The organism is Streptomyces abyssalis (genome assembly GCF_001751365.1).
GTDB lineage: Bacteria > Actinomycetota > Actinomycetes > Streptomycetales > Streptomycetaceae > Streptomyces > Streptomyces abyssalis.
In genome coordinates this window covers 544946-557414 of sequence record NZ_LJGT01000041.1, presented here as the reverse complement: position 1 = coordinate 557414, position 12469 = coordinate 544946, and the positions used below count along the sequence as shown (strand labels likewise).

The 12469-nt window shown below is 70.6% G+C and carries 8 protein-coding genes; 6 read left to right on the top strand and 2 right to left on the bottom strand.

Annotation, left to right across the window (positions count from 1 at the left end):
• The first annotated feature begins 204 nt into the window (after positions 1-204).
• The 6 genes from AN215_RS23345 to AN215_RS23320 all read left to right on the top strand — a co-directional run bounded on the left by AN215_RS23345 (position 205) and on the right by AN215_RS23320 (position 7829).
• Positions 205-1149: a bifunctional helix-turn-helix transcriptional regulator/GNAT family N-acetyltransferase gene (locus AN215_RS23345; RefSeq protein ID WP_070011432.1), complete on the top strand. Its 945-nt coding sequence runs from the start codon at positions 205-207 to the stop codon at positions 1147-1149.
• 286 nt (positions 1150-1435) lie between these two features.
• On the top strand, positions 1436-1741 hold the full coding sequence (locus tag AN215_RS23340) for a hypothetical protein (protein ID WP_070011132.1): 306 nt from the start codon (positions 1436-1438) through the stop codon (positions 1739-1741).
• Positions 1742-1821: 80 nt separating this feature from the next.
• Positions 1822-2688 (top strand): hypothetical protein, encoded by an 867-nt coding sequence (locus AN215_RS23335; RefSeq protein WP_420856163.1) that lies wholly within the window; start codon positions 1822-1824, stop codon positions 2686-2688.
• A gap of 30 nt (positions 2689-2718) precedes the next feature.
• Entirely contained in the window at positions 2719-4704 is a 1986-nt protein-coding gene (locus AN215_RS23330) for a fumarate reductase/succinate dehydrogenase flavoprotein subunit (RefSeq protein WP_070011134.1), read from the top strand.
• On the top strand, positions 4701-5603 hold the full coding sequence (locus AN215_RS23325) for a succinate dehydrogenase/fumarate reductase iron-sulfur subunit (protein WP_079123341.1): 903 nt from the start codon (positions 4701-4703) through the stop codon (positions 5601-5603). The genes AN215_RS23330 and AN215_RS23325 overlap by 4 nt, the downstream gene beginning before the upstream one ends.
• Before the next feature lie 426 nt (positions 5604-6029).
• Entirely contained in the window at positions 6030-7829 is a 1800-nt protein-coding gene (locus tag AN215_RS23320; protein ID WP_079123340.1) for a serine hydrolase domain-containing protein, read from the top strand.
• Between the two features lie 43 nt (positions 7830-7872).
• On the opposite strand, the gene AN215_RS23315 is transcribed toward AN215_RS23320, so the two are convergent.
• Positions 7873-9666, bottom strand: a complete 1794-nt coding sequence (locus AN215_RS23315) for a SpoIIE family protein phosphatase (protein ID WP_070011136.1) — start codon at positions 9664-9666, stop codon at positions 7873-7875.
• 310 nt (positions 9667-9976) lie between these two features.
• Positions 9977-12427, bottom strand: coding sequence for a SpoIIE family protein phosphatase (locus AN215_RS23310; RefSeq protein WP_245694665.1), 2451 nt, complete (start codon positions 12425-12427; stop codon positions 9977-9979).
• Positions 12428-12469: the final 42 nt, after the last annotated feature.

The window sequence follows — 12469 nt, the reverse complement described above, 5'->3', positions numbered from 1 at the left end:
GGCATAGGCGTTTCATCACATCTATCGCCCACTGAAGGGGAGGCCGTGTGCCGTGGCCCGGAGGCTCGGCCGCGTCGCACGGCAAGCCACCCGGGCGGAGCACAGAGCCCGCGACAGGGGGGAGACAGCGGCCCGCGGAGAGGCATATCTTTGACTCAGTCAAAGGAATGGGGATGCGCGGTGGCCGCTCGGACCGTCCAGGAGATGCGGGAGTTCAACCGCTTCTACACCAACCTCATCGGCGCGCTCGACTACAGCCGCCACCTCCACACCCCTTACACCCTCACCGAGGCGCGGGTCCTCTACGAGCTGGTGCACGCGGCGCGGACCGACGCCGCCGATCTGCGTGCGGAGCTCTCCGTGGACGCCGGCCAGCTGAGCCGTATGCTCGCGCGCTTCGAGAAGCGGGGGCTGGTCACCCGCCGCACCTCGGAGCGCGACGCCCGGCGCGTGAAGGTCGAGCTGACCGCGGAGGGCCGGGAGGCGGCCCGGCTCCTGGAGGAGCGATCGCAGAGCGCGGTCGAGTCGATGCTGGACGGGATGACGGAAGCGGAGCGCGAGCTGCTGGCGCAGAGCCTCACCACGGCCCGCGGAATCCTGGCAGGCGCCGCCGCGCGGGACGGCGGCGCGACGCGGGAGGGCGGCGCCGCGCGGGTACGGGTCCGGGCGCCGGTCCCGGGTGACATGGGCTGGATCATCGAGCGCAACGCGTCCGTCTACGCGGCGGAGTTCGGCTGGGACGCGACGTACGAGGCGCTCGTCGCACGCATCGTCGCCGAGTTCGCCGGCGGCCACGACCCGGCGCGGGAGGCGGCGTGGATCGCGGAGCTCGACGGGCGCCGGGCGGGCTGCGTCATGTGCGTACGGGACGACGCCCGGGACGCACAGGACGCACAGGACACCGCCCGGCTGCGGCTGCTGCTCGTCGACCCGTCGGCGCGGGGGCACGGGCTCGGGGACCGGCTCGTCGGCGAGTGCGTCGCCTTCGCGCGGGCCGCCGGCTACCGGGAGCTGGTGCTGTGGACCAACGACGTACTGGCGGCGGCGCGGCGCATCTACCAGCGGGCCGGGTTCGAGCTGGTCGGCGAGGCGCGGCACCACAGTTTCGGCCACGATCTGACCGGCCAGGACTGGCGGCTGAAGCTGTGACGTCCGGGGCCGCCTCCGGGGCCCGTCGTTCCGGATCTCCGGAACGCGGCCCCTCCCCCGCCGATCAGGGGCATGGTCCGGCCGGACGTTCTCTTTTGTGGGCTGCGGGGAGCCGCTGCTACCCGTCCGGGTGACGGAACTTGGTGATCATGCCCCGCACGGGGTAAACCCGTGCAGCGCCCTTCACAAGGGGGAGTGTGAAGAGCGACACTCGCCATCTCACCTGGGCACGCAAGCCGCTCATGTACACAAGCCAGCCGCCACGACCAGCGGAGGTAGGCACGTCATGTCACCTCACACGTCACTTCACGACGACCTGACGGCGGCCCAGCGCTGCCTCGACGAACTCACCCGGACCGTCGCCCGCCTGGAGAACACCCTCGGCAGCGGCCTCGAGGTCAGGCGCGTACGCAGCGACGCCGAGCATCTGCGGGAGTCCCTGGCCCTGCTCCGTGCCGCTTCGCCGGCCGCCGGGGCGCCCGGCGCGGCGCATCCCGAGATGGTCACGATCCCTGACAAGCCCTACGACCACGGCCTGTGGTCGGACGTCGATGACGAGGGGGTGGGCGCCAAGGACCGGCACGCGCCGTGAGCCCCGCGCCCCCGAGCTGAGCCGGACCGGCCGCTCAAGAGGCAGCCCCAACTGACAAGTCGCCCCTACCGGAGAAACCGTTGGCCACTGGCACCCGACCCCAACCGAATACGAGCAGCACGGAGAGCACGAGCAGGCCGCCGGACGCCGGCGGCACGGGCGGCGTGCGTACCGGTACGCGCGCCGCCATCGCGGAGCGTCATCTGCGCACCGACCGCTGGTGGCTCGCGCCGGCGTCCACCGCGTTCGGCCTGTTCCTCTTCGTCGTCTACTCGACGTGGCGGGCCTTGGCGGACGCCGACTACTACCACGCGCCCTATGTCTCGCCCTTCTACTCCCCGTGTCTCGCCGAGAGCTGCGAGAAGATGCAGGGCGGCCCCAACTGGGCGCTGTTCGGGGACTGGTGGCCGCTCTCGCCCGCGCTGATCATCCTGATCTTCCCGCTGGGCTTCCGGCTCACCTGCTACTACTACCGCAAGGCCTACTACCGCGGTTTCTGGGCCTCTCCCCCGGCCTGCGGCGTCGCCGAGCCCCACAAGAGCTACAGCGGTGAGACGCGCTTCCCTCTCATCCTGCAGAACATCCACCGCTACTTCTTCTACGCGGCGGTCGGGGTCGCGGTCATCCTCACCTGGGACACCATTCTCGGCTTCCGCAACGCGGACTACGAGTGGGGCCACATGGGCCTCGGCACCGTGGTCTTCCTCATCAACATCGTGCTGATCTGGGCGTACACCATCTCGTGCCACTCCTGCCGGCACATCGTCGGCGGGCGGCTCAAGCACTTCTCGAAGCATCCGGTGCGGTATCGCATGTGGGGCTGGGTCGGAAAGCTCAACAGCCGTCACATGGAGCTCGCGTGGGCGTCACTTCTGAGCGTGGGCCTCGCCGACCTCTACGTGTACCTGCTGGCGACCGGTGCCTTCACCGATCCGCAGCTCTTCTGACCACGCTTCTTCGAGAGGGATGCACGACAAATGACGCAAGTCGAACGCCAGCAGTGGGATGTCGTCATCGTCGGTGCCGGCGGTGCGGGTCTGCGGGCTGCGATCGAGGCACGCGAACAGGGGCTGCGCACGGCAGTGATCTGCAAGTCCCTGTTCGGCAAGGCGCACACCGTGATGGCCGAGGGCGGCATCGCCGCCAGCATGGGCAACGCCAACCCGGGTGACAACTGGGAGGTGCACTTCCGCGACACCATGCGCGGCGGCAAGTTCCTCAACCAGTGGCGGATGGCGGAGCTGCACGCCAAGGAGGCTCCCGACAGGGTCTGGGAGCTGGAGACCTGGGGCGCGCTCTTCGACCGCACAGCCGACGGCCGCATCTCGCAGCGCAACTTCGGCGGCCACGAGTACCCACGCCTCGCGCACGTCGGCGACCGTACGGGTCTGGAGCTGATCCGTACGCTCCAGCAGAAGACGGTCGCGCTGCAGCAGGAGGACTACAAGGAGACCGGGGACTACGAGTCCCGGCTGAAGGTCTTCCAGGAGTGCACCGTCACGCGCATCCTCAAGTCGCCCGTCGAGGGCGGCGCCCCGGGTGAGGAAGCCGTCTCCGGCGTCTTCTGCTACGAGCGCGAGTCGGGCCGCTTCTTCGTCGTCGAGGCCCCGTCCGTGGTGCTGGCCACCGGAGGCATCGGCAAGTCCTTCAAGGTGACGTCGAACTCCTGGGAGTACACGGGCGACGGGCACGCGCTGGCGCTGCTGGCGGGGGCCTCGCTGATCAACATGGAGTTCGTCCAGTTCCACCCCACGGGGATGGTCTGGCCGCCGTCGGTGAAGGGCATCCTCGTCACCGAGTCGGTGCGAGGGGACGGCGGCGTCCTGCGCAACTCCGAGGGCAAGCGGTTCATGTTCGACTACATCCCGGACGTCTTCAAGGAGAAATACGCCGAGTCCGAGGCCGAGGCCGACGGCTGGTACGAGGACCCGGAGAACAACCGGCGTCCCCCCGAGCTGCTCCCCCGCGACGAGGTGGCACGGGCCATCAACGCAGAGGTCAAGGCAGGCCGCGGCTCACCGCACGGCGGTGTCTTCCTCGATGTGTCGACACGCATGCCGGCCGACGTGATCAAGCGCCGGCTGCCGTCCATGCACCACCAGTTCAAGGAGCTGGCGGACGTGGACATCACCAGCGAAGCCATGGAGGTCGGCCCGACCTGCCACTACGTGATGGGCGGCGTCGACGTCGACCCGGACACGGCCGCGGCGATCGGCGTGACGGGCCTGTACGCGGCGGGCGAGGTCGCCGGCGGCATGCACGGCTCGAACCGGCTCGGCGGCAACTCCCTGTCCGACCTGCTCGTCTTCGGCCGCCGTGCGGGGCTGCACGCCGCGCAGTACGCCGCGTCGCTCAAGGGCGACGGGAGGCCCGTCGTCAGCGAGGAGCAGATCGAGAGCGCGTCGGACGAGGCCCTGCGGCCCTTCAGCGCCGCGGAGGTGCCGGAAGGGGAGCCCGCGGAGAATCCGTACACGCTCCACCAGCACCTGCAGCAGTCCATGAACGACCTCGTCGGCATCATCCGCCGTGACGAGGAGATGACCCAGGCCCTGGAGCGTCTGGCTGAGCTGCGCGTACGCGCGACGTACGCCGGTGTCGAGGGGCACCGGCAGTTCAACCCGGGCTGGCACCTGGCCATCGACCTGCGCAACATGCTGCTGGTCAGCGAGTGCGTGGCGCGTGCGGCGCTGACACGTACGGAATCGCGCGGCGGCCACACACGCGACGACTTCCCGGACATGGACCGCCAGTGGCGGCGTTCCAACCTCGTCTGCACGCTCGCCGACGAGCCCGTGTCGGTCGACGCCTCCACCCAGCCGGGCGAGGCCGCGAAGCGCGCCGACCGCGGCCGCATCGATCTGCGGCGCCGCGACATGCCGCCGATCCGGCCGGATCTGCTGGGGCTCTTCGAGAAGGAGGAGCTGATCAAGTACCTGACGGACGAGGAGCTGACAGCCGAATGAGCGCCGAGACGCACGCGGGCGAGGGCACGGGTACGCACACGCGTCCCGGTGCCCACGACGCAGGAGGCACCGCCGAGGGCACCGGTACGCCGGGCGCCGTCAGCGGCGGCGCCCCCGACTCGACCGGGACCAGCTACATCGCGGACTTCCAGGTCTGGCGCGGCGATCTCGACGGCGGCGCACTGGAGGACTTCAAGGTCGAGGTCTTCGAGGGCGAGGTCGTTCTCGACATCGTCCACAGGCTCCAGGCCACGCAGGCACCGGATCTCGCCGTCCGCTGGAACTGCAAGGCGGGCAAGTGCGGCTCGTGCAGCGCGGAGATCAACGGCCGGCCGCGGCTGCTGTGCATGACGCGGATGTCCGTGTTCGAGCGGTCGGAGACGATCACGATCACGCCGCTGCGGGCCAACCCCGTCATCCGGGACCTGGTCACGGACGTGTCGTACAACTACACCAAGGCCCGCGAGATCCCCTCCTTCGTGCCTCCGGCGGACCTCGGCCCGGGCGAGTACCGGATGCAGCAGGAGGACGTCGGGCGCTCTCAGGAGTTCCGCAAGTGCATCGAGTGCTTCCTGTGCCAGGACGTGTGCCACGTGGTGCGCGACCACGAGGAGAACAAGCAGGCCTTCGCCGGTCCCCGCTTCCTGATGCGGCAGGCCGAGCTCGACATGCACCCGCTGGACGCCGCGGAGGAGTCGGGGCTGGACCGCAAGTCCAGCGCGCAGGAGGACCACGGTCTGGGCTACTGCAACATCACCAAGTGCTGCACGGAGGTCTGCCCCGAGGGCATCAAGATCACCGACAACGCGCTGATCCCGCTCAAGGAGCGTGCCGCCGACCGCAAGTACGACCCGATCGTCTGGCTCGGAAACAAGATCCGCCGAAGGAACGGGGCCTGAGCCGCCCCGCCTGACGGCCCCGCCCGAGGTCCCACGACCGAGCGGTGCCGTGCCCGGGCCCTGCCGCCGCCGAGCGGCGGGGCCCCTGAGAAATGCGTCACGGGGGCGTGCGACCGCGCGCCCCCGATGCGCCCCTTCGGACCGTTTGCGCGGCCTTCACCGCTTGCGCGCCTTTCCCCCTCGTTTCCGCGTGCTTCCGGGCTTTTCCGGGGCTACCGCCCTTTGCGCCGGGCTCTGCCGGCCGCCTCTCCGTGTCACATGACCGCCACTGGTCGGACCAACGGCATCTCCACAGGACCGCTCACTGTCGCCCTGCGCTGGATACGCTGCTGAGTGTCCGGACGCGCCGTTCCCGCCCGGAACCACCACCAGTCACGGCCACCAGTCACCGACACCACATCCGTACGAGCACAGGGGATGCACCGAATGAGACGCCGGCAGTTCCTCGGCACCGTGGGAAGCGTCGCACTCGCCTCCGGAGTGGGCCCGAGCTCAGCACCCGCCTTCGCCGCGACACCGTACGGGCCCGGCCCGGACGGGCCGCCGACGGTCACACCGGACGATCTCCGCTTCCGCCCCCGCAAGCTGCGCCCGGGAAGCCCGCAGCGCGCGGGCCTGCTCCGCGCCGAGGTCGAGCGGATGGTGCCTGCAGCCGAGGAGTACATGCGGCCGGGCCCCGACCGCCCCCACCCGTCGCACCCGGGATTCGTGCTGCTGGCCGCCAGGGACGGCGTGGTCGTGGAGCACGCGGCGCGCGGCCATGCCCTGCGCTACGCCCGCTGGGACGCGGCAACCGGGAGCGCCGTGGAGCTGCCGCGCGATCAGTGGGTGGCGATGCGCAAGGACACGATCTTCGACATGGCGTCGGTCTCGAAGCTCTTCACTTCGGTCGTGCTGGTCAGCCTGGCCGAGAAGGGGAAGCTCGACCTGGACGACCCCGTCGCCCGCCACCTGCCGCCCTTCGACGCGAGCGATCCGGCCAAGTCCCCCATCGTCGTGCGGCAGCTGGTCAACCACACCTCGGGCATGAAGGCCGACATGGACCTCCAGCCCTACCCCGACAACGCGGCACGGATGGGCGCCATCTACGCGGAGCCGCTGGAGAACCCGCCCGGCGAGCACTACACCTACTCCGACCTCGGTCTCATCACCGCCGGCGCCCTCCTGGAGAAGATCACCGGCAAGGGCCTCGACGAGCTCGTCGCCGAGCTGATCACCGAGCCGCTGGGCATGACCGACACCGGATACAACCCGCCGGAGTCCAAGCTGGAGCGGATCGCCGCCACCGAGTACATGCCGTGGACGGGCCGGGGCATGGTGCGCGGCTCCGTGCACGACGAGAAGGCGTACTACCTGGGCGGGGTCGCGGGCCACGCGGGCGTCTTCTCCACGGCGGCCGACCTGGCCGTCTTCGGTCAGATGGTGCTGAACGGCGGCACCTACGGGGGCCACCGGGTGCTCGGCGAGGACTGGGTCCGCGCCATGATCACCAACGAGAACCCGGGCATGGGCGCCGAGGCGGCACGCGGCCTGGGCTGGCAGCTCGACCAGCGCTTCTTCATGGACGCCCTGTCCACGCCCGTGACCACCGGGCACACCGGCTACACCGGGCCCTGCCTGGTGGCCGACCCGGTCGCGGGCACGCTCTTCGTGCTGCTGACCAACCGGGTCCATCCCACCCGCGACTGGGGCACCGTGAGCGACTACCGCCGCGCCCCCGCACGCCACCTGGCCCGCGCCGTGCCGGTGCGCCCGGCTGTCGCACGCGCCGCCTGGTATTCGGGGCAGCGCGACGAGACCACCGCCACCCTGCGGGTCCCGCTGAAGGAGCCCGTGCGGGACGACGCCTCGCTGCGGTTCCGGCTCTGGTACGACACCCAGTCCACGGACGTGTGCACCGTGGAGGCCACGACCGACGCACGCCCCGGCGACGACTCCGCTTGGACCCCGGTCCCGCTGAAGCTCCGCGCCGGCCGCCACCGCTGGGACAGCGAGGGCGACTTCGCAGGGTTCTCGGCGCGCCGCTGGCTGCACGCGGGGGGCGAGCTGCCGGCCGGCGTGACCGCCGTGCGCTGGCGCTACGTCACGGACGAGGAGCAGCAGGGCCGGGGAATCTACCTGGACGACATCCGCGTCCTCAGCGGCACGCGTCCCGTCTTCATGAGCCTCCGGCCGCGCGACAACGCCCGTATCAAGGCCGACGGCTGGAAACTCTCCGAGGACTGAGCCCGGCCACGCGACGCCCGCCCCGCCCGCCGTCCGTCCCGTTTCAGAAGAGGCTGAGCAGCGCCTCTGCCGGGTCGGCGGGCTTGGCGTTCTCGCCGGGGCGGCCCAGTTCGAACCAGACGGTCTTGCCGCGGTACGTACGCCTGCTGCCCCAGCCCGCGCTGAGCAGACCGACCAGCTGCAGGCCCCGGCCGCCCTCGTCCGTCACATGGGCGCGGCGCCGGCGTGGCTGCACCAGGCCCGAGTCCCACACCTCGCACACGAGCGTGCGGTCCAGCAGCAGCCGGAGACGGATCTCGCCCTCGCCGTGCCGCAGCGCGTTCGTCACCAGCTCGCTGACCAGCAGCTCGGCGGTGTCCGCGAGGGCGCCCAGCTCCCACGCGGAGAGCTGGTCGCGGGTCAGCTCGCGGGCGCGGGCGACCGAGCGCGGCTCGGCGGAGAGCGTCCAGTCGCCGACCGCGCCGTCCGGGAGGCCCTGCACGCGGGCGACGAGCAGTGCTATGTCGTCCTCGCCGTGGTGGACGTTGAGGGTCGTCAGCACCTGGTCGGCGACGTTCTCAAGGGACTCGGTGGCGTTGGTCAGGGCGTCCCGCAGTGAGCTGAGGCCCTCGTCGATGGGGTGTTCGCGCGACTCGACGAGACCGTCCGTGTACAGCGCGATCATCGCGCCGTCGGGGAGCTCCATCTCGATCTCTTCGAAGGGTTCGCCTCCCACTCCTAGGGGCACGCCCTTGGGGACCTCCAGCAGCAGGGCCGGTTCGTCCGGTTCCACCAGGACGGGCGGCAGATGGCCGGCGTTGGCGATGGTGCAGCGGCGGGACACGGGGTCGTAGACGGCGAAGATGCACGTCGCGAGATAGACCTCCGCCAGGTCGTCGCTGCCGCGCTGCGAGCCCGGTGCGTCGCCGAGCCCGCGGGCTATCTCGTCCAGCGCGCCGAGCACCTCGGCGGGCTCCATGTCGGTGGTGAGCGCCAACGTCCGTACGGCGGTGCGCAGTTCACCCATGGCGACCGCTGCGCGCAGCCCGCGGCCCATCACGTCGCCTACGACGACGGCGGTGCGGTGCCCGGGCAGTTCGATGACGTCGAACCAGTCGCCGCCGACCTCGGTCGCCGGATTGCCGGGCAGGTAGCGGCACGCTATGTCGAGGCCGGCCGCCTCGGGATCACCGGGCGGCAGCAGGCTGCGCTGAAGTATCAACGCCCGTTCGTGCTCGCGCCGATAGAGACGTGCGTTGTCTATGCACACGGCAGCGCGCGAGGCCAGTTCGGCGGCGAGTGCCGCGTCCCGCTCCCCGAACGGCTCGCTGCCCTTGACCCGGGAGAACTGCACGAGCCCCAGCACCCTGTCGCGGGCGACCATCGGCACCGCGAGCGTCGACTGCACGACGGCACCGAACTGGACGGGCACCGTGCCGTCCTGCCCCGGTATGTGCTGTACGCGCCCGCTGCGCAGCGCCTGCGCGCACGGCGTGCTGAAGGGATAGCAGTGGGTCGCTCCGACGGTGACCGGGCTCGAACCGGTCGTGCCCGTCTGGCCGTCACGGGTGAGCGACGGAGGCGCCTCCGAGACCGAGCTCGCGAAGCCGACGCGGCGCAGCTCGCCGCTGCCGTCGCCCGGGCCGACGGGGCGCGGTTCGTCGCCGGCGAGAACGTCCATGTACAGGTCCACGGACGCGAGATCGCAGAACTGCGGGACGCCGACGTCCAGCAGCTCGCGGGCGGTCGTCTCCAAGTCGAGCGAGTTGCCGATACGGGCACCCGCCGCGTTGAGAAGAGCGAGGGCGCGGCGGACATCGTCGGGCTTGCCTGCCGCCTCCACAGGGATATCGCTCAACGCCGCCCCTTCCCGTGACCAGTGTGGCACCGGTTCTGAGCAGTGTGGCAGGCGTAAGCCAGCCGGAACACGCTCTTCCCCATCGCCGCACGAAATTCGTCGTTCCCTCGCTTGTGACAATGACGTGCGGCCTCACACCTCCGTGCAATCCCCCCTGGCCTCATCCGGCAGGGACATCTGTCTCCTAACCCGCCTGCACCTGTTCGAACCATCTTCTTCGAGGGCGCACGGCAGGAGCAGGGATGCGGAGCGAGTGCGGATCCGACGGCGGACGGGCGGAACCGCGCGCCGCCGTGCTCTCGAACCGCGTTCAGGGAAGGGCGAGTTCGAACCAGACGGTCTTGCCCATCGGCCCGTGCCGCGTGCCCCAGCGGCGCGCCTCCCTGGCCACGAGCCGGATGCCGCGCCCGCCTTCGTCGTCGGGCATGGCGCTGCGTTCACGCGGCGGATCCGGAAGCGGATCTGAGACCTCCACCAGCAGCGAACTGCCGCGCACCATACGGACGCCGATCGGCCCGTGTGCGTACCGCATCGAATTCGTGGCCAGTTCGCTGACCAGCAGCACGGTGGTGTCCTCCAGTGCGTCCAGCCCCCATTCGTGCAGGGTCCGGCGCACCACCTCGCGTGCCCTGCGTACGGCATAGCTCTCCGCGGGGAAGGTCCAGGAGGCGGCGCTGCCCTGGGGCAGTCCGCCGAGCTTCGCCATCAGCAGGGCGACGTCGTCGTTGGGCTGGGAGGCCGTCCTGCTCTCCAGGTCGTCGATGACGCTGTCGCAGGCGGCCTCGAGCGTCGCCGGGGTGTCAGGGTCCCGCCGCGCGGGGCCCCCGGAGAGCATCCCGCAGAGGCGGTCGATGCCCTGGGTGATGTCCTCGCCGCGCGCTTCGATGAGGCCGTCGGTGTAGAGGATGAGCACCGAGCCCTCGACGACTTCCAGGTCGAAGGTCTCGAAGGGGACGCCGCCGACTCCGAGCGGTGCGCCCGAAGGCAGTTCGAGGGTGTCGGCCACCCAGCTTCCGTCCGCCGCCTCGGTCAGCAGCAACGGCGGCGGATGGCCGGCCTTGGCGAGACTGCACCGGCGTGTGGAGGGGTCGTAGACGGCGTAGACACAGGTGGCGATGAGCGGGTCGTCGGAAGTCTGGACGAAGTCGTCCGCCAAGTCGTTGATGCGCCGCAGCAGTTCGTCGGGTGGCAGGTCGAGCCCGGCGAGCGTGCGTACTGCCGTGCGCAGCCGTCCCATCGTCACTGCCGCGTGCAGTCCGTGCCCCATGACGTCGCCGACGACGAAGGCGACGCGGCCCCCGGCGAGGGGGATCACGTCGAACCAGTCGCCGCCGACCTCGGTACCGCTGCTGCCGGGCACATAGCGGTAGGCCACCTGCACTCCGGGCGGTTCCGGCACCTTCTGCGGCAGGAGGCTGCGCTGGAGCATCAGCGCACCGGCGCGCTCACGTGCGTACAGGCGTGCGTTGTCGAGCGAGACGCCCGCGCGGTCCGCCAGTTCCATGGCGAGTGCTATGTCGTCCCTGCCGAACTGCTCACGGCCCTCGGCGCGGCTGACGACCAGCAGCCCGAGCACGACGCCGCGGGCGCGCAGCGGCACGGCCATCAGCGAGTGGACCTTCAGATCGAGGGCCGCCTGCATCTTCGGGTCGCCGGGGTAGGTGGCGGCGAGGAGTTCGCGCGGTGAGGACGCGATGTGCGGTACGCCGCTGGCCAGCGTCCGGCCGAAGAAGGAGTCGGCGAGAAAGGGGACGTCCTGGCCGACGCGGAGCATCCGGTTCACCGTCGGGCCCTCATGGCGCGCGGCGACGCCGAGCTGGAACAGCGGGGTGCCGGTGAGGAGTTCGATGTCGGGCAGGTCGCCGCCGTGTGCCGCGGCACCGATGAGCATCACGCCTGCGTAGTCGGCGAGGCGGGGGACGAGGGACGAGGCGAGGGCCTGGGAGATGGCGGTGACGTCGAACCGGTCCGCGAGTCCGACGCCGACGTCGTCGAGCAGGGCCAGCCGCTCACGGGCGGCCTCGATCTTCTCCAGGGCCTCGCGCCGCTCGGTGATGTCCATGAACACGGTGCTGACACCGAGCACTTCGCCCTTGTCGGTGGTGAGCCTGCTGTACGAGACGGAGCGCGAGCCCGGCCCCTCCGGTGCGGGCATCACGACGTCGACGAGGGGCTCTCCGGTCTCCAGCACCGTCGACTGCACGGCGGAGACCTCTTCGGCCATCCATGAGGGCAGTACGTCGTGGACGGTCCTGCCGGTGTGCTCCTCGGCAGCGAGCTGATTGAGCCTGGCCAGCGATTCGTTGACGCGTACGAAGCGCTTGTCCTTGTCGAAGAGGGCGATCCCGAGCGGCGAGGACGCGAAGAGCGCGTCGAGCGCGGCCAGATCGTGCTCGACGGCGCGGATCCGGCTGGTCTCGACGATGTTGGCGATGACGACCGTGCGGTTCTGGGTGTCGTGCAGGAGCGTGACACGGCCCTCGACTGCGACGCGGTGACCGTCGCTGTGCAGGATGCGCATCGACCCGCGCCAGCGGCCCTCGTTGCGCAGCGCCTCGTCGCGGAGCCGCTCGCCCTCGTCGTACCCGTCCTCGAGAAAGTCCTGGATGCGGCTGCCCACGACCTGGTCGGCCCGCCACCCGAGGATCTCCTCCGTCATCGGGTTCCAGAGCAGGATCTTTCCCTTGCCGTCGAGCATGACCGTGCCGACTCGGAGGGTGTCGAGGATCGAGGCCACTCCCTCGGAGGGTCCTGTGCTCACACCGCCCACGTCCCTGATCGGGTAGCTGACCGGCCCGGTCCT